Annotated in this window: 14 protein-coding genes; 6 read left to right on the forward strand and 8 right to left on the reverse strand. The window is 50.1% G+C overall.

The window, feature by feature from the left end:
- Window positions 1-66 precede the first annotated feature (66 nt).
- Complete coding sequence (locus tag KDN34_RS01715) at window positions 67-1,302, forward strand: MFS transporter (RefSeq protein WP_212595231.1); 1,236 nt, start codon at window positions 67-69, stop codon at window positions 1,300-1,302.
- A gap of 64 nt (window positions 1,303-1,366) precedes the next feature.
- On the opposite strand, the gene KDN34_RS01720 is transcribed toward KDN34_RS01715, so the two are convergent.
- The gene (locus KDN34_RS01720) at window positions 1,367-2,095 is read right to left on the reverse strand and encodes a LytR/AlgR family response regulator transcription factor (protein WP_212595232.1); all 729 of its coding nucleotides are present in this window, start codon (window positions 2,093-2,095) and stop codon (window positions 1,367-1,369) included.
- Between the two features lie 7 nt (window positions 2,096-2,102).
- On the reverse strand, window positions 2,103-3,755 hold the full coding sequence (locus KDN34_RS01725) for a sensor histidine kinase (RefSeq protein ID WP_324033416.1): 1,653 nt from the start codon (window positions 3,753-3,755) through the stop codon (window positions 2,103-2,105).
- A 253-nt stretch (window positions 3,756-4,008) separates the two neighbouring features.
- On the opposite strand from KDN34_RS01725, the gene KDN34_RS01730 reads away from it, so the two are divergent.
- Window positions 4,009-4,653 (forward strand): MarC family protein, encoded by a 645-nt coding sequence (locus KDN34_RS01730; protein ID WP_212595233.1) that lies wholly within the window; start codon window positions 4,009-4,011, stop codon window positions 4,651-4,653.
- Between the two features lie 6 nt (window positions 4,654-4,659).
- Here the strand turns inward: KDN34_RS01730 and KDN34_RS01735 are convergent, their stop codons facing one another.
- Entirely contained in the window at window positions 4,660-5,478 is an 819-nt protein-coding gene (locus KDN34_RS01735; protein ID WP_212595234.1) for an SDR family oxidoreductase, read from the reverse strand.
- 199 nt (window positions 5,479-5,677) lie between these two features.
- Here KDN34_RS01735 and KDN34_RS01740 point away from each other — a divergent pair, with 199 nt between their 5' ends.
- Window positions 5,678-6,787 carry a glycerol dehydrogenase gene (locus KDN34_RS01740; RefSeq protein ID WP_212595235.1) on the forward strand — a complete coding sequence of 370 codons (1,110 nt, stop codon included), beginning with the start codon at window positions 5,678-5,680 and terminating at the stop codon, window positions 6,785-6,787.
- 135 nt (window positions 6,788-6,922) lie between these two features.
- Window positions 6,923-7,327 carry a hypothetical protein gene (locus tag KDN34_RS01745; protein ID WP_212595236.1) on the forward strand — a complete coding sequence of 135 codons (405 nt, stop codon included), beginning with the start codon at window positions 6,923-6,925 and terminating at the stop codon, window positions 7,325-7,327.
- A gap of 47 nt (window positions 7,328-7,374) precedes the next feature.
- Here KDN34_RS01745 and KDN34_RS01750 read toward each other — a convergent pair whose 3' ends face one another.
- Entirely contained in the window at window positions 7,375-8,775 is a 1,401-nt protein-coding gene (locus KDN34_RS01750) for a YdgA family protein (RefSeq protein ID WP_212595237.1), read from the reverse strand.
- 191 nt (window positions 8,776-8,966) lie between these two features.
- Between KDN34_RS01750 and fumC the strand changes: the two genes are divergently transcribed.
- The gene (gene fumC, locus KDN34_RS01755; RefSeq protein ID WP_212595238.1) at window positions 8,967-10,394 is read left to right on the forward strand and encodes a class II fumarate hydratase; all 1,428 of its coding nucleotides are present in this window, start codon (window positions 8,967-8,969) and stop codon (window positions 10,392-10,394) included.
- Window positions 10,395-10,552: 158 nt separating this feature from the next.
- On the opposite strand, the gene KDN34_RS01760 is transcribed toward fumC, so the two are convergent.
- From KDN34_RS01760 to KDN34_RS01775, 4 genes are all read right to left on the reverse strand, one after another.
- Window positions 10,553-10,852: a DUF3325 family protein gene (locus KDN34_RS01760; protein ID WP_212595239.1), complete on the reverse strand. Its 300-nt coding sequence runs from the start codon at window positions 10,850-10,852 to the stop codon at window positions 10,553-10,555.
- A gap of 1 nt (window position 10,853) precedes the next feature.
- Window positions 10,854-12,884 carry a PepSY-associated TM helix domain-containing protein gene (locus KDN34_RS01765; protein WP_212595240.1) on the reverse strand — a complete coding sequence of 677 codons (2,031 nt, stop codon included), beginning with the start codon at window positions 12,882-12,884 and terminating at the stop codon, window positions 10,854-10,856.
- Complete coding sequence (locus KDN34_RS01770) at window positions 12,881-13,198, reverse strand: hypothetical protein (RefSeq protein WP_212595241.1); 318 nt, start codon at window positions 13,196-13,198, stop codon at window positions 12,881-12,883. The genes KDN34_RS01765 and KDN34_RS01770 overlap by 4 nt, the downstream gene beginning before the upstream one ends.
- 106 nt (window positions 13,199-13,304) lie before the next feature.
- A complete protein-coding gene (locus KDN34_RS01775; protein ID WP_212595242.1) occupies window positions 13,305-15,635 on the reverse strand; it encodes a TonB-dependent siderophore receptor in 2,331 nt (776 codons plus the stop codon).
- Between the two features lie 389 nt (window positions 15,636-16,024).
- On the opposite strand from KDN34_RS01775, the gene KDN34_RS01780 reads away from it, so the two are divergent.
- Window positions 16,025-17,308 (forward strand): hypothetical protein, encoded by a 1,284-nt coding sequence (locus tag KDN34_RS01780; RefSeq protein ID WP_212595243.1) that lies wholly within the window; start codon window positions 16,025-16,027, stop codon window positions 17,306-17,308.
- Window positions 17,309-17,702 lie beyond the last annotated feature (394 nt).

A 17,702-nucleotide genomic window follows, 5' to 3' on the forward strand; every position in this document is an offset into this window, starting at 1 on the left:
AAGGCGTTTATTGACCTCATCAACAGTAAATTTCAGCGGATAACGTCCGGTTGCGAGGTGTATGTTATGAGCGTCAATCAAACCATTTCCCTGGAAGGATATACCCGTCAGCAGGAGCATGTGACATCAGTCAGCCGTATCAGAATGCTGACATTAATCGGTACCATTATTGCGCAGTTTGCGCTGGGGTCGGTTTATACCTGGAGTCTGTTTAATGCCGGACTGGCGGATAAGCTCCATGTACCGGTAGACAATGTGGCTTTTTCATTCGGTATTCTCAGCTTGTCGTTGGCGTTGGCATCGTCGATTTCCGGCAAAATGCAGGAGCGTTTTGGGGTCACTAAAGTGACTATCGCCGCTGGCCTGATGATGGGGGCTGGACTACTGCTTACTGCACATGCCAGCAGCGTTGCCATGTTATACCTGTGTGCGGGCTTTTTGCTGGGGTTTGCCGACGGTACCGGTTATCTGCTGACGCTGTCGAACTGTGTGCGTTGGTTCCCGGAGCGTAAGGGCATGATTTCAGCGCTGTCCATCGGTGCCTATGGTTTAGGCAGTCTCGGCTTTAAATACATCAACTTGTCATTACTGCAACATGCGGGTCTGAATAATACCTTCCTGTATTGGGGGGCAATTGCCACTGTGATGGTGGTTATCGGTGGTTTGTTAATGACTGATGCTCCTAAGCAGGCCGTCGGCAGTCAGCGCCAGGCCAATGACTTTACTTTGGCGGAAGCGATTGTGCGGCCACAGTTTTGGATGCTGGCATTGATCTTCCTGACAGTGTGTATGAGTGGCCTGTATGTTATCGGAGTCGCCAAAGATATTGGCGAACAATATGCCGGTCTGACGTTCTCCATTGCGGCTAATGCGGTGGCAATCATCGCCATGGCAAACCTAGGGGGACGGCTGGTGTTAGGGGTGCTGTCTGACAAAATGCCACGCATTCGGGTGGTATCACTGGCATTGCTATCCAGTCTGACCGGCATGGCTATTCTGTTATTTACGCCAATGAATATGATGAACTTCTATGTGGCGCTCGGCTGTATTGCATTCAGTTTCGGCGGCACTATCACCGTTTATCCATCGCTGGTCAGTGATTTCTTCGGTCTGAATAATCTCACTAAAAACTACGGTGCGATTTATCTCGGATTCGGCATTGGCAGTTTGTGTGGTTCCATGGTCGCTGCCATGTTCGGCAGCTTTAGCGCCACCTTTACCGTCATTATGGGATTGTTAGCATTGTCCTTGTTGTTGTCACTACTGATTAAAACACCGGTGCGTGAGCCGCAATTGGCGTAAGTCATTTGATTCACTCTAAGGCACCACTCTTAGCCCCATGCTGCATGGGGCATTTTTTTGCGAGTTATAACCCCATCAATTCGCGAAATTCACGAATTCGGCTGCGACTTACCGGTAGTTGTTCTTCAATGCCCTGCAGTTTTACCAGATAAGTGCTGTTGTACCAGGGGGTGATCTCCTGCACTTTTGTCAGATTGATGCAGTAAGAGCGATGACAGCGGAAAAACTGCTCTGGTGGCAGCTTTTCAATAAACTCACTGATGGTCATCGGCACCAGAAACTCATCATCGGCAGTAAATACCTTGGTTTGTTTCTCTGCCGCTTCGACATAATAGATAGTACTGGTATCGGTGACACAGATACGTTCACCCTTGTATAGATTCACGGTGTTGCTACGTGAAATTGCGGTGGTTGCCGGTGGTGCCGTGGCCGCTTCAGTGGTGGCTTCTAACTTTTGCAATACGCCTTGAATACGGCTTTCATTAAAGGGTTTCAAAATATAATCAAAGGCTTCAATCTCGAACGCTTCAGCGGCAAAGTCTTTATGCGCTGTGGTAAACACGATATAGGGCTTTTTGGCAAATTGGTGGATATTGCGCGCCAGTAACATGCCATCAATCGACGGCACATTGATATCGAGAAATGCCACATCCACCTGCTGTTGTTGCAGGTACTTGAACGCATCCAGGCCATCCTCAAAGGTGGCGACCACTTGCAGTTGACTGTGTTTCTGAATGATATACAGCAGCTCTTCCATCGCCAGCGGTTCATCTTCCACAATAATCGCTTTCATATTGACTTCACTGTTGCTGAGTAATGCTAAAAGAGACTTCGGTTCCGGGGTCGCAGCGACGGATTGTCAGCCCATGGCCATACATCAGTTTAACCCGTTCATGCACATTCATCAGCCCGATATGGTCACTCGGCACTTTATCGTTATACAGGCCGTCGATGATCGCCGCATCGATACCTTTACCCGTGTCGCGCACGCAAATGAGCACTTGCCCAGCCTGTTGTTTTACTGAAATGGTCACTTCACCATTACCGCGTACCGGCTGAATGCCGTGCAAAATGGCATTTTCCACCAAGGGTTGCAGTAACAGCCCGGGCACTTTGATGTGCACATCATCTACATCAAAGGTTACCGTCAGCTTTTTGCCGAAACGGGCTTTTTCAATAGCGACGTAGTCGCGGACCTGCTCCAGCTCTTCCTGAATATCGATCAGATCTTCGTTGCGTTTAAGGTTATAGCGCAGAAAATCCGCCAGATTGGAAATCAGCTGTCGGGCCTCGTCAGGTCGCAAGCGGATCAGGGAAGAAATGGCATTGAGGCTGTTGAACAGAAAATGTGGATTGATCTTGTTCTGCAGTGCCGAAAACTCAGCCTTGGCGGCCATCTGCTTGAGCTGATCGCTGCGGGCGGCTTCAATTTGCGTGGAAATCACGTGTGATAAGCCAATCGCCATCTCTTTCAGGGAATCGGTGATGCGGCCTTCGTGACAGTAATAGATCTTCAGCGTGCCGGTGACTTTATTATTTTCGGTTAAGGGGACAATCATCAAGGAGTGAAAATCGGCGTAGTCAATACCGTTGTTAATAATAACGCGCCCACTGCTTACCGCCTTACGGGTGACCTCGCTCATGCCATGATAGTGGCGCCAGTAGTCGGCTTCGGCATGACCCACATAGGCCAGCACGTTGTCGGTATCGGTAATGGCAACCGCATCGGCGTCGATATGTTCGCGGATAATGCGACAGACATTGCGCAGCCCTTGGCGGTTGTTTTCGCGGAAAAAGGGCAGGGTGCGGTTAGCAATATCCAGCGCTAACTTAGCGTGCTGCCCGGCGATGCGTTCTTTTTCATCGTCGAGATTCTGCACCAGTTGCACAATCAATCCGATACAGATGGTGCCGAAGATCATCGGGAAGGCGATGACACTGACAATATTCCAACCGAGCTGTGTTTGCGGTGCCAGTGTCACGATCAGCAGCATGGTCAAGCCTTCACACAGCATGCCGCCAATAATGCCCCACAACCACAAGCGTTCGCGTTTGCAGCGGAAATACATCCAGGTTGACAGCAAACCCGCGGTGACACTGGTAATCAGGCAGGGGATCGACGTCGGGCCATCGATGTCGATCAGATACCGATGAATACCCGAGATAATGCCTGCGGGAATGCCCACCGCCGGACCAAACAACAGGCCACCAGAGATAACGGCGATAATGCGGACGTTAACCAGCGAGCCTTCCACATGAATGCCGGTATAGGTACTGAATACGGCAAAAAAAACAAATAACAGCGATACCAGCGCCAGTTCCCAGGGGTGACGATCTTTTTTCTGAAAAATCTGCTGGAAGCGCCGGCTGCGGGTGAGCATAAACAACGCCATTAACATCAATGCTGCCCGTTCCAGTACTGCCAGCAACATCATCAACTGCTCGGAATACACCCTTAACCCCCATGCGCTAACGCGGCGTGCACTGCGGCGCACCTTGATTTGTGGTTATTACAAGGCGGTAGATTAACACGCACTGAACTACAAAAACATGGCTAGCCATGGCGTTGCGGGGTAATGACAGCCTGTTCGGCTTCGTTTGTAGAAGCAGTGACTGAGGTCCGGATTTTTTGTGGTGACAACGGCTGAAAAGCTGTTGACGGCTTGCTACCATAGCAACTCTGGCCATTAAGGATATTGACCACAGATGGAAGCGTTATTTCTGCATTTTGCCACAGCGTTTATGGCCTTTTTCGCCATTATGAACCCGATTGCCAATACGCCCGTGTTTCTGGGGCTCACCGAAGGTATGAGTTCGCTGCACCGGGTGGCCATTGCTCGCCGGGCGGTGATCCAGGCATTTATCATCGTGCTGGCATTTGCGGTAGCGGGCAAAATGATTTTCGGCTTATTCGGGCTGAATATGGATGCCTTTAGAATTACCGGCGGCTGTTTGGTCTTTCTGATTGGCATCAATATGTTGCAGGGTAAACAATCCCGTATGCACCATCCTCATAGTCTGGATGCGTCGTTGGCAAGTGAAACCAATGAAGATGATCCGGCCACTTTCCCGTTGGCGATGCCGATGCTGGCGGGGCCTGGCACCATTACGACTGCGATGAACTTGTCGGCGGACGGTGGACTCACCAACATCAGCTTTATCATTCTGGCGTTTGCACTGCTGTGTGGTATCACCTATCTGGTGTTTATCTTCGGCGAACGATTTATCCGCTATATTGGCCGGTCGGCGCTGGGGGTGATCACCCGCCTGATGGGGCTGATTGTAGCGGTGATCGGCACCGGCATGGTCATCGACGGCATTAAACATGCCTTCGCGCTGAGCGGCAGCTAAACCCTATCAGGGCTGGCGTCCACGGAACGTGTCCATGGTGTGGTAAATCCCGAGCCAATCGCCAACTACCTTGTCAAACCAGCGTTGGGGTAACAGTCCCTGTAACAGCGGCAACAGATACAGCAAGCGCGGCATCTTCAAGATAATCTTGTCGCGCTGAATCGCCTTGACGATGCGTTTGGCGACTTTATCGGGTTTGAGGATCGGTAATAGCCGGGACTGCACCCCGGCAAACATGCCGGTATTGATGTAATAGGGCATCACCGTGGTCACTTTTATCCCGGTATGCTGCTGCATCATTTCCAGCCTGAGTGAATCAGACCAGCCCACCGCCGCCCACTTACTGGCACAGTAGACCGACATGCCAGGATTCGACACCAGTGCTGCGGCCGATGCGATATTGACGATATGTCCGCTACCTGCAGTACGCATCTGCGGCAGCAGTGCCCGGCAAAGTTGCATCGGCGCAATCGCGTTGACCGCCATAGTGCGTTCAATCTCGGCGTCGGAATAGTCAGTAAACTGTTTGCCGACAATGATGCCAGCATTGTTGACCAAGATATCAATCGTGATACCCGCGACATGCATCTGTTGCAGGGCTTCGCGCATCTGCGCTGACTGGCTGATATCCACTTGCCAACCACAGATCCGTTCCTGCCCAAAGTGGTGTCGCAATGAACTCATGGCTTGTTGCAATGCCTTGGCGTTGATGTCCCATAAGACCACTTTAGCGGCGCCTTCTTTGGCGAAGTGTTGGGCCATCAATAATCCAATCCCGGAAGCTCCGCCAGTAATCAGTACCGATCGCTGTTTAATTTCCGTCATCGCCCAATCTCCGCAACACTTCCTGCCATTAATGCTAGTTGAGACAAGCGGTTAACGCGAGTAAAGCCACAGGCGGCAAGTTACTTTGCCACAATTATTTTGTGCTTAATTAGCTAAAATTTAAGCTGATATTAATTTATTAGAGTATGATATGTGTCACAAAATAAAGGGACGCAACATTTAGACTCTCGGAGGAGATATGACCATTACCCCGCGCACTGTAACCTCACCTAAAAAGTTTATCATCGGCAAAGGTCTGCTTGGCCAAATGCAGGACTATGTTAAGGATTTCGGTGATAACGCTTTTATCATCAGCGATGAATTCATTCTGAATCGAGTAAAAGATGAGGCGGTCAGCAGTTTGACCGACGCCGGCATTAAATCGGCTGTCGAAAAATTTAATTACGAATGTAGTGAAGCTGAGATCAAACGTCTCGGTGCTTTGGCAGAACAGCAACGTGCTAACGTGATTGTGGGCGTGGGTGGCGGTAAAACCCTGGACTCCGCTAAATCTGTTGCTTACTACCATAAACTGCCAGTGGTACTTTATCCGACAATCGCATCCACCGATGCGCCTTGTACCGCGCTGGCGGTAATCTACACGGAATCTGGCGAATTCGAACGTTACCTGTTCCTGCCACAGAATCCTGATGCGGTGATTGCCGATACTTCCATTCTGTGTGCGGCTCCGGCTCGCTTCTTTGCGGCGGGTGTTGGCGATGCGTTGGCCACGTACTTTGAAGCCCGTACCTGTTATGCCGCTGACGGCGTGAATTTGGTGTTGAAAAAGCCGTCACGTACCGGCTTGGGTCTGGCCAAATTATGTTTTGAGCTGCTGAGCGAAAACGTTGAAGCCGCCATGGATGCTGTCAGGAACAAGATTGTCACGCCAGCGTTGGAACAGACCATTGAAGCCACTATTTATCTGAGTGGTGTCGGGGCGGAAGCGGGTGGCCTGGCATGCGCTCACGCAGTCAATAACGGTATGTCTGCAGTCCCCGATCTGCACCGTGCTCAGCATGGCGAGAAAGTGGTATTTGGTCTGTTAACTCAGCTGGTGTTGGAAAATGCACCTAAAGCAGAAATTGATGAAGTGATCCGTATCATTAAGGTGGCAGGTTTACCGCTGACCCTGGCCGATATGGGGCTGAAAACCTTCGTTGAAGCCGAGTGGCGTAATGTGGCCAAAATTGCCTGCGCCGAAGGTGACACCATGGGCAATATGACCATGGAACTCAGTGAGGACGATGTCTATCAGGCGATGATTGCCGCCAATGCCCTGGCTGAACGTTATAAAGCTCAGGAATAACCAAAAATTCAAATAAAATCCCCGTCTTAGTGCGGGGATTTTTTTATCCGCCATCATCGAATGAGCTAAAATTAACGCATCCTATGTGGGTTAACTGACCAGGATGGTCATAAAGGTGTATCTAAGGAGAATGAGTTGAAAAGGATATTATTCACAGCAGTTTTACTGCTGAGTTCTGGTCTGAACTCCGGCGGCGCGTATGCTAACGGCAATAATAGTCTCAACAGCGAACTAGGGCATTTTTCGGGTGGGGTGCTCTCATCCGGCGCGATCACTGCCCTGAGCCACTATTATTTGCCACAACAAAACCGCCGTTGGAACGGGTTCTGGTTGCCGACCGCCGTCAGCACCTTAGCCGAGTTTCGTGAATATTCCGTGGGTGACAATACGGCCGGCGAAGCGTTGCTGGATGCGTCTGCATTTGCTGTCGGTGCAATGTTAGGTAGTCTGGTGACAGATAAATACCTGCTAGCACCTGTGGTAAAAAATGAAGCTGAAGGTGGGCGTTTTGTCGGCGTCAATCTGGCATTCAGCTTTTAACGGTGTAGAAAAAAATCCCTGCCGAAGCAGGGATTTTTTTCTAGTGACTACGGTACTAATGGCAGCGATTTGCCATTAATATTCCCGATCCCTTGCTGCAGTGATAATTGACTACTGTATCCATTTCCCTGTTTTACGATAAAGCCCGCAGCTGCGAGTTGTTGCAGTATTTGCGCAGATTTTTCGTCTAGGAACTGCTGACGTTCTGCGGCAGAGGCGGCCATGACGCTCGGATTTTTAGCGAGTTGCTCAGTCAGGACCCATTTCGAAAATTCTTTAGCAACGCCTTCATCCATCGACACCTGAGAGTCTGCTTTCAGATGTTTCAGCCAGAACTGCTGATGAGTTAAATCCTGGAAAGTGACATTTGCGACATCTTCCACTGTACTTTTCAGTACGCCGGAGAATTTACCTTCGGGTAACCGACCACTGATATCGGTGATATTGATTTCGGGTTGTTTTGCCAATAATTCGGGAGCCTTTTGCGCTATAAACAGGAGTAACTGATTGGCCTGTTCTTTCTCTGAATAGTCTTGACTAAACAGCTCATGAGCAAATTCTTGATATTCCTGCATAACTGCCTGACTGATATGATTCACTTCCAGGGTTAATTGCAGATCTGACGCTTTGTAATCGGGTAGGGTGATTTCGCCCAACGCATATTTTACCGTGGTATCGCCAGTATCATTCTGTTCATCTACTTTTGTTACCGCAGTCAGTTCCAGCGCCTTTAAGGTCGCCGGAATACTGGTAATGCTTGCCAGAGTCATGCTGAATTTGCCATTGTAAAAGCGCCCGCTTATCAAGGTCGCAAGATCTCCTTGTAAATTGGCATTCACCAATAGCTCATTCGCCGTACCATTCAACGCCGCCTCTTGTGTTGAGGACACGACTACCTTGGCAACTTTTCCTTGATAGCGCAGATGGTCTGCCTGACAACTCGCGTGTGACTGGTAGCCACTAAAGTTGATAACTGCGTCAGAATCAGGAAGATGAAACGTTAGTGCCGGCACCGTTTCTTTGATCGAGACGGTATTGCCTAAAGTGTTGACTAACGTCATTTGGTACAACGGACTTGTTTCATCCCATTGCAGCCATTGCCGTAATTTGCCAGCACTGATCTGTACCTCGGAATATGACCAGCCGATGAAGGCGCTATCGACAAACAACAGCGGGCCAAATTTGCTATGCACATGAATGTCGGTGGTTAATTGTGGTAACTGGGTATGACCGTAGGTCCCGAGCACTAACTGTAATTGTAATTCACTGTCCTGACTGAACCAACGTTTGTCAGTACTGATAATCGCCAGTTTGTAGGCTGGATTCTTGTTGATTTCATTAACAATATTGTGGAGTTGTTGTTGGTAATTGTTGCCTATTACTTTGGGGGCAACCACAGCAGCCCCGGCTAGGATGACCACCAACATTGCAAATAACAGCTTTTTCATCTGAAGTCCTTTTCCCAAATCACTGAATGTTGTGGTCTGTATCATACTGGTATTTATATTCGTTACAGTTGGGTTACTGGTGAAAACTATGTAACCAGACGTTTTCTATACTGTTTTAAGGTGGCACTTGAGTATTTGTGAAGTCACTTATGAGCTTTTCAACATGCCAGCAGATAACCAAGGAGGTAGCGATGACAGCTAACAGCAGAACAGCCGCAGCGGCGCAGCGCGAAGAGAGTGACAGCATGGGTAAAGTCTCAGTGCCAGCAGCGCATTATTGGGGCGCTCAGACGCAACGCAGCATTGAGAACTTCGGCATTGGTGGCGGCCAGCGCTTTAGTTTTCCACCAGTTTTTATCCGCGCTTACGCCATTTTGAAAAAAAGTGCCGCATTGGCGAATCGGCAGCTGACACTGCTGACGCCTGAGCTCGCCGACGCGATCGTTGCCGCGGCAGATGAAGTCATTGCCGGGAAACTGCCACAAGAGTTTCCGCTGGTGGTATGGCAGACCGGCAGTGGTACTCAGACCAATATGAACTTGAATGAAGTGTTGGCGGCGCGCGCCAATGAACTTCTGACTGGCCAGCGCGGCGGCAAAGTGCCGGTGCATCCTAACGATCATGTCAACAAAGGCCAGAGCAGTAACGACACCTTTCCTACCGCCATGCATTTGGCCGCGAGTGATGCGTTGGCACATCAGTTAATGCCGGTGATGGGTAACATTATCGCGGAACTTCAGCAAAAAGCCGCGGACTGGCAGTCGCTGATAAAAATTGGCCGCACGCATTTGCAAGATGCAACACCGCTAACCTTGGGGCAGGAGTTTGCTGCGTTTGCCGCACAATTGCAGTTTGCCAGAACAGTTCTTAAGCAAGCGCTTAACGGTACGTTGGCATTACCCATCGGCGGCACCGCGGTCGGCACCGGGTTAAATACCCATGCACAGTTTCCAGCGTTAGTGGTGCAGTACGCCAGCGATAACTTGGCGTTGCCGCTACGAGAAATGGACAATAAATTTTTTGGACTTGCGGCACATGAACCGCTGGTTCAGCTCTCTGGTGCGCTGAAAACCACTTCAGTGGCCGCGATGAAACTGGCTAATGATATCCGCCTGCTCGGTAGCGGTCCGCGCTGCGGTCTTAATGAATTATGGTTACCTTCCAATGAGCCAGGCTCCAGCATCATGCCGGGGAAAGTCAATCCAACTCAGTGTGAAGCGCTGTCGATGGTATGTTGTCAGGTAATCGGCAATGATGCCGCCGTGACCGCTGGTGGCATGCAGGGGCATCTGCAGCTTAATGTATTTAAGCCGCTCATCATCCACAATGTGCTGCAAAGCATACAGTTACTGACCGACGCGCTGGCAAGCTTTCAGCAACACTGTTTAGTCGGAATTGTGCCAAACCAAGCGCAATTAGCGCATAACCTCAATCATAGTCTGATGCTGGTAACGGCGCTGAATCCAGTTATCGGTTATGACAAAGCGGCGCAGGTAGCCAAGAAAGCCTTGGCAGACAATATCAGCTTGCAGCAAGCAGCGGCACAACTGGGATTCCTGAGCAAGGAGGCGTTTAATCAAGCTGTACGGCCAGAGCAGATGTTGGCCCCAAAATCCTAGTAAAATGCTAACAACGTTGCCTCGATTAGCGACCCGATAGCTGGGAACTCGCGGTGGAGCAAAACAACATAACGGCTACCGCGGTGTGCCCTAAAACTTGGGTGACTCATGGACAATTGCAGCAATGATGCGCGTCCATGAGTCACTGTTGTGATTAGTTAATGCTTGAGTGACAACACTACCAAACCCAATATCTGGGGACGATAAGTCAGCAATAAAATCACCGTCGCTAATGCGGCGGTGAGCGTAACAACCCAGCCCACAAATGCGAGTGTGGGCTCGCCTTGCTGCAGACCCAGCCACAGCGAAATCAGCAGTAATCCCCAGCCACCAGCTGTCAGCAGACGTGTATGCCCCTTATGCAGACTTTGACTAATCACTTTTGAGGCGTTACGGCCGGTACAGATGCAGAGCAAATTAAAACCCAGTAATGCCAGCATAAATGACAGTAACCACATCTTAGACTCCTTGGTTATGGGGGGTTAGCGGCGCATCTTTTTCATCTGTCGTAGCGATTGCACGGCTGCGGATTTTACTGGCGGTATAGCATAGTGCTATGCCAAGCCCCAATGTCGTAAGGTCGACGCCTGCAACGGCATATTGCCCCCGAGAGATGCTCTGCCATATAAAGGCTCCACCGCTGATGCCGTTTAGCACTGGCATTGCTGCCAATAACACGCCCGCCAGCCATAGCTGTTCTTTCCAGGCTGCACCATAGGGGCGAATAAACGCGTGGATGAATGCCAGTAGCCACACACCAAAAAAGCTATAGATCTCCAGTTGTTGACGGCCATCCATTGCCGCGGGCACTAGCCGATTGGCCCAAAAATACCCGCCGAGTGCGAGTATTAAGCCAGCGACTGCGGCGACATTGAGCCTTTGCACCAGTCGATGGCCTGTGGGTAAATAACCCAATTGTTGTTGAGTTTTTTCCCTTGCTACCAGCCACATGGCTAAGCCAGAGGCTATCATCAGACAACCTAAAACACCGCTTAAAAACAACAAGCCCCGCACTAACGGATTGGCAAATAATCCCATGTGTGTTGCCGTCATAAAGCGCCAGATGAACGCTGAATTGGAGTGGGACTGCGACGTCCCGGTCAACAACTCGCCGGAGATGCCATTATAGTTCAGCGTCTGCAGGCTGCTGCGACCACCAAACAGCTCACCCTTCAAGGTTGTCACCGCAACATTTACATCGACTTTCCCAGGATTATTAATGGTGACACTGCTGATCCCTTCCGGACTGCGATTGCGCGCATCGGCGAGGATTTCACTTAGATTCGGCAACGGTGCTTGAGCGGCAGGTGCCACAAATCCGGCATCGGGTCGTTTTCCGCGAATGTCACGCATAAAACTGCCGATATCACCGTCATAGTTGGCACCTGCCACCATCGGTAGCAATTGCCCCGCTACCAACAATAATCCTGAGAACGTGAAGATCAGGTGAAATGGCAGCGCTGCAACACTGCTGGCAGCATGACCATCGAGCCAGGAACGCTGGCCTTTAGCGGGTCTAAATGAGAAAAAGTCTTTGAAGATATTACGATGAATAATGACTCCAGTGATGATGGCCACAAACATAAACAGTGTGGCAATACCTACAATAGTGCGGCCAAGGCCCCGTGGCATGCCGTAAAGTTGATAATGGAATTGATAGAGAAAGTTGCCGCCAGCAGTTTCCCGAGCATGGAGCTGGTTGCCCGTCGCAGGATCCATCAGCAGCTGGTGCATACCTCTAGCCCCATTGGCCTGATGTCGTTGTTGCTCACTAGCCACGCTGTTTCCCTCAGCCTGGCGGTTCGTAGCCCTTGCGGTGTTTTCTCGCTCAGTAAACGCCGCTGTGTTTAGATTGTTGCTGCGAAAAGCGCTGTGCTCAGCATTTGGCTGCTGCATGTTGCTATCAGTTTCGGTATCGTGATTTTTTTCAGCGTGTTGCCAGTAATTGTCACTCGAAGGTCGAGGTTGTTCCGCATCGCTGTCGCGGCGCTCCGGCCTATTGTGCCAAGCGGAACCTTCCGGTTTTATCCTCGCAGACGCAGCGTCAGCATCGGCCTTTTGCCGCTGATGATGGGTGAACGGCGAATGGTCCTGGTTATTGGTGCCTTGGGCTGTTGCAGCGTTGTCAGCGGTTTGTTTAGCATTTTCACCGCCACCACCATTATGGCTGTGACCATCTTGTGCTTCACCTGGATTACTCCAGCGCATGGTATAGATAGGGTTACGCGGGTTCGGTAGTTCGATATTCCACTGCTCTGCAGCTGGGGCCTGTTGCTGTAACAGTGTCAATGCCCGTTGCAGCCCTAAGCCATTATCATGAATTGAGGCCTGCTGGATTTCTGGCTGCATCCAGTTGGTGAGCTCTTGCCGATAAAAAGACAAGGTACCTGTGACAAAAATCGCAAACAGTAGCCAGCCCATCAATAAGCCGGTCCAGGTATGCACCCAAGTCATTGATTTACGAAGACTACGTGGTTGATCGAAGTTCATGCTACACCTCCAACCGGTAATAACCACAACATTAAGCCGGCAATGGCAGACGGAACTGCCAGACCGAGTGTGGCACGCATGATGGTGCGGGCCTGGAACGCATAAATGACGGCTAATAGCTGCACAATAAATCCAAGCATCAAAGCGCTCATCGTGGCGTCAGCACTGGTCATGGGGAAGGTTTTTGCTATCAACATGCCAATAATACTGGCAACGGCATAGCCGCCTGGGCCTGCAAGCAAGCAGCGTAAACTAATGTTCAGCCAAGGAGTCCGGTCAATGCTTCCTTGATGAGATATGGCGGATGTGGACATGGCATCTTCTCATAATTAATTAATAATTTATTAGAAATTTTCTACGTTTAGCAAACCGCACTCCACGGAGTGCGGTCAGCATCAAGTGCTAATTCACTGCTACAAATTAAAAGGAATATGTCGCCGAGGCATAGTAAGCCCGCCCCGGTTCGTTGTAGGTATTCGCCCCCTCTGATGCCCCGGTCGATTCTCGGAATAGACGGCGGTCAGTCAGGTTATTGATACCAAAGCCAAAGCGCCATGAATCGTTAAGGCGATAGTTGCCTCCCAAACTGAGCAAGCTGTATGGGTCTCGCTCTCGCAGATAGTCGCCTTCAGCGGCTGCTCCGGTGAAGGTAATCGTTTGTGGCTTTTGCTTTCCGTAGCGCGTCCAGGTGAATGACAACGTCAGATCATCCGTCGCTTCCCAGTCGAGCATGGAGTTAATGGTGTAGCGCGGGATGACAGACAGTGGTTGACCGGTATCTTCATTCCGGTTTTTATTCATATATGTCACATTGGTATTCCAGCTCAGGGTTGCACCATGTTCCCCAATTAGCGGTACTTTCAGGTTTCCTTCCACCCCTTCCACAATGGCCTTGGAGGCATTGGTCCACTGCAATAGATATGCGCCGGATTCTGTCTCACCATAAGGCACCATTCCGGAAACAATTTTGTTGTCATAATCATTACGAAAATAGGTGACACTGACATTCCAGCCTACATACTGGTATTGCAGTCCCAACTCTTTATTGATGCTGGTTTCCTGTGCCAGATTATCATTACCTAAGATGTAGCAGCCGCTACCTTGACTCGGATAATCGTTCGGGCAGCCAGTGCCACGGGTGTAGTACAGATAATTGGGATTAGATTGATACAGATTGGGTGCCTTAAATGCCTTGGCAATGCCAACTCGGAGTGTCAGGTCGTCAGTTAGCTCGTAAGCACTACTGAGATAAGGGCTCCAGTTATTGCCAAACTGATCATAGTGATCTAATCGCAGCCCCGCCGTCAGCATCCATTTATGGGTCAATTCAATGTTATCTTCAGCATAAAGCGCCTGGTATTTTGCTTCAGACTTGCCATCCCGATCGCTATCGCTGATCCCCTCGATGCTGCCGCCTCCGGAGGTAGTTTGCGATGTAGAATAAGGGTCATCTAACTTATCCTTACCGATTTCGAACCCAACGGTAGTGTTGTGGGCACGGTGCCATCGTTTAAACGGCACACTCGCGCTTCCAGTTAACAGTAAGGTTTCATAAGTTGAGGTGGACCAGCCACTGTCGTTAATGCTGCCTTCGACGCCGCCAACTAAACCTTCATTCATTCGGTAGTTGCGGGTATTTTCGTATGAGATGCTGAGGTTGGTATCACCCCAATCCCAGCTACCGCGATGGCTAATCGCACCGCTACTGCGATACATAACATTAGTTTCAGCCCCTTCATTCGCAAGGTCGGTCAAGGTTGTGGAGCCATTGCTATTTACCGCACGGTCACCGGAGTAGATATTGCCCTGACGGCTATACGATGCCTCAAATTCAACAACTTGTTGTTTGTTGGCATCCCAGCGGAGTAAGCCGCTGATATCTTTATTGCGTACACCTTCTCGGCCCGCGGGGGCGGTGGCGGTATCGCTGGTGGCGTATTTAGCGTTTAACAGCGGACTGTCGGCATCAGTTTTATTGATATTGCCGTAAGTCCGAAATGACAGATTGTCGGTTACGCCACCGGAGAGATTGAATCCAGCGCGCTCACTGCTGCCCTCAAGGTCATCTTCGGGCTGGCTGGTATAAAGATTAACCGATCCCTTCCAGGTTTTTGTGGGCGCTTTGGTGATGATGTTCACTACGCCTCCCGATGCGCCGGAACCGTAGCGAGCCGCCGCTGGGCCACGCAGGACTTCAATGCTTTCGACCGCTTCCGCTGGCACCCAATTGGAGTCGCCGCGACTGTTACGCTCTCCTGACTTGCCCATGCGCACGGAACTGCGCGATGACACAGGCTTACCGTCGACAAGGATCAGCGTATTTTCTGGCCCCATACCACGCAAATCGATTTGGCGGTTGTTACCATATTGCCCCGAGGCGCTATTACCGGTGAGGTTAACTCCGGGCATTTTGCGGATCAGTTCGGACAAATCGTTGGCCGGAGGTCGGCGTTCCAGGTCATCCGCAGTGATAATTGATACACCCAGTGATTGCTTTATCTGCTGTTCTGCAGTGCCAATGACGGTGATTTTTTCAATTTTCTGCTTAGCATCTTTTTGATGCTTTTTGCCCTTGTGGCCGTGATGCTTGTTGTTTTCATTGTCACTGTCACTGCTGGTTGTGCTACTCGTTGTTTGATCAATTACACTTTGACTTTCTGTATGATCTTCTGCCGCAGTGGCCATAGATGCACACAGCGCAATAGTGAGTGCGCTTGCCACTGAGATAGAGGTTGGGACTAGACGAGTCATTAATTACTCCATTTTAAATATTAATGATAATCGTTATCATCCGTATTCTTAACAAAATAGCGTTTTAATACAATAAAAAAATTGTAAATGAGCGATTGTGTGGTAGTTATTCGATGGTTATAGGTTTTTACGTCGGAAAATTTGGCGTGAGGTCATCTGAAAATACACAAGTCCAGCCGCATGCAAAACGCGATTTTTAGCGAAACTGCAATAACGCATAACCCCCATTGTTGCTACCAAAGATTGTGCTCTGCCAATCGCGAGAAGGTCATAATTGTTGCGCTGATGCCCATTATTCACTGGGGTAAACCTGTTACAATGGGCCAATTCCCGCGTTTTTGGACTGGTAGCGGGGCCAGGCCAGCGCAGTCCGGGTTTCAGGAAGGTTCATGTCATCGCTGTCATCTCATTTATCCCATAGTCAATTGGCTGGCTGGCTCATATTGGCTACCTGGGGTTTGTATCTGTTGGTACTGGCTTTAGGTTGGCCTCCTTATCTACCGGCACTGGCGGCTTGGTTGGCGATTGGCTATTGCTGGAATGTGCTGAGCCGCTCTGCGCGTAAGCAGTCTGCTATTTTGTTTATTGCCGGAGTGGCGATGCTGATCTGGGGCTTGGCGCATGGGGTTGGCCTGGATATTTTTAATGCTACTACCCGCAACCTGCCGTTGTTGTCGATGTTTGTCGCCGTGTCCTTTCTGGCGCTGACCAATCCTGAGCAGGAAGATCAATCACAGCCGACGGGCAACAAGGGTTTTTGGTCGACGATTCTGTCCTGTCATCTATTGGGCGCAGCGATTAACTTGTCGATTATCTTTGTTGTCGGTGATCGTTTGGTACGCAAGAGTCCGTTGACCGATGAGCAGATCCGCGTATTGATGCGTGGCTTCTGTGCTGGCGCTTATTGGTCACCATTCTTTGTCGCCTTTGGGGTCGCGATGACTTATGCCCCAGGTGCGCAGTGGACCTCTACGTTTCTGCCTGGGGTGATTATGGCGGGTCTGATGTTTGCACTCACATACTTCGAAGCCAGCCGTGGCAATCTGCAGACCTTTCGGGGTTATCCCTTGAAACGCGACAGCCTGGTGATCCCCGGATTATTGGCTGTGGTGGTATTGACGCTGCACAGTTTGTACGAACAGATCAATATTCTGACGATCATCAGCGTTGTGGCGCCGGTGGGAGCTGTGCTGTTTTTACGCGGCAGACCTCGCCGCCAAGTGTTAGTCAATTATGTAGAACAGCGTCTGGCGGGTGTCGCTAGTCAGTTCTCGTTGTTCCTTGCCGCAGGGGTCTTCTCCACCGGGGTGGCAGCGATTATCACTTGTTATCCTGAACTATTTAGTTTTTCCGCCACGCATCTGACCCCGACATTATTCTGGGGTATCAGTGCCATTATGATTTTAGCGGCACTCATCGGGGTGCATCCGGTGGTCAGTGTGTCGCTGGTGGCGCCATTGCTGCTGCCGTTGGTGAGCAACATGAATCAGCTGGCTTTCCTCTATCTCTCCGTCTGGGGTACTGCCACTGCCGTAAGTCCGCTGTCAGGGGTGGGCTTATCCATGGTGAGTCGCTATAACGCCAGCAGCCGCACTATTTTGCGGCAAAACTGGCGTTACATGCTGGCTATGTGGTTAGCCGCGGGTGGCGTCAATGCATTGTTGTTTGGCTAGACTAGTGATATTGAGTCCCTAAAGATATCAGGGTATCTGTAGGGAAAATCCACAGGCTTTAACTGCGTTGCACCTCATGCGGAAATAGCTTCTGAAAATCCTTTGTAAGTCCTTTGTAAGATTGGTCATGCGTCATACTCCAAAAATCTCAGTATCTGGAATTATTTAGAGCGATATGTACCCAAGGCGACCATCAAAAAGTGGTCGCTTTGGACATATAACGCAGTGAGATAAATTCTGAGGTGCGAGTCATCGCTATTAGAAATCCTGCCAACCGCATATCTGAACCATTTAATATTGCTTATATCATTGTCGCTATGCCGTCTTGCAAGCATTAGGCTAACTGATAGTTGCAAATATCTGGGATTTGCCACTCCCATAGCTCAATTGTGAC

This window comes from Shewanella yunxiaonensis, assembly GCF_018223345.1.
GTDB lineage: Bacteria > Pseudomonadota > Gammaproteobacteria > Enterobacterales > Shewanellaceae > Shewanella > Shewanella yunxiaonensis.

What these genes read in the sequence shown, in the direction of transcription:
- KDN34_RS01735 (WP_212595234.1), bottom strand. Translation starts at nt 5,478, where the DNA reads ATGACGGAAATTAAACAGCGATCGGTACTGATTACTGGCGGAGCTTCC.
- KDN34_RS01715 (WP_212595231.1), top strand. Translation starts at nt 67, where the DNA reads ATGAGCGTCAATCAAACCATTTCCCTGGAAGGATATACCCGTCAGCAG.
- KDN34_RS01720 (WP_212595232.1), bottom strand. Translation starts at nt 2,095, where the DNA reads ATGAAAGCGATTATTGTGGAAGATGAACCGCTGGCGATGGAAGAGCTG.
- KDN34_RS01765 (WP_212595240.1), bottom strand. Translation starts at nt 12,884, where the DNA reads ATGAACTTCGATCAACCACGTAGTCTTCGTAAATCAATGACTTGGGTG.
- KDN34_RS01750 (WP_212595237.1), bottom strand. Translation starts at nt 8,775, where the DNA reads ATGAAAAAGCTGTTATTTGCAATGTTGGTGGTCATCCTAGCCGGGGCT.
- KDN34_RS01730 (WP_212595233.1), top strand. Translation starts at nt 4,009, where the DNA reads ATGGAAGCGTTATTTCTGCATTTTGCCACAGCGTTTATGGCCTTTTTC.
- KDN34_RS01775 (WP_212595242.1), bottom strand. Translation starts at nt 15,635, where the DNA reads ATGACTCGTCTAGTCCCAACCTCTATCTCAGTGGCAAGCGCACTCACT.
- KDN34_RS01740 (WP_212595235.1), top strand. Translation starts at nt 5,678, where the DNA reads ATGACCATTACCCCGCGCACTGTAACCTCACCTAAAAAGTTTATCATC.
- KDN34_RS01760 (WP_212595239.1), bottom strand. Translation starts at nt 10,852, where the DNA reads ATGTGGTTACTGTCATTTATGCTGGCATTACTGGGTTTTAATTTGCTC.
- KDN34_RS01770 (WP_212595241.1), bottom strand. Translation starts at nt 13,198, where the DNA reads ATGTCCACATCCGCCATATCTCATCAAGGAAGCATTGACCGGACTCCT.
- KDN34_RS01780 (WP_212595243.1), top strand. Translation starts at nt 16,025, where the DNA reads ATGTCATCGCTGTCATCTCATTTATCCCATAGTCAATTGGCTGGCTGG.
- fumC (WP_212595238.1), top strand. Translation starts at nt 8,967, where the DNA reads ATGACAGCTAACAGCAGAACAGCCGCAGCGGCGCAGCGCGAAGAGAGT.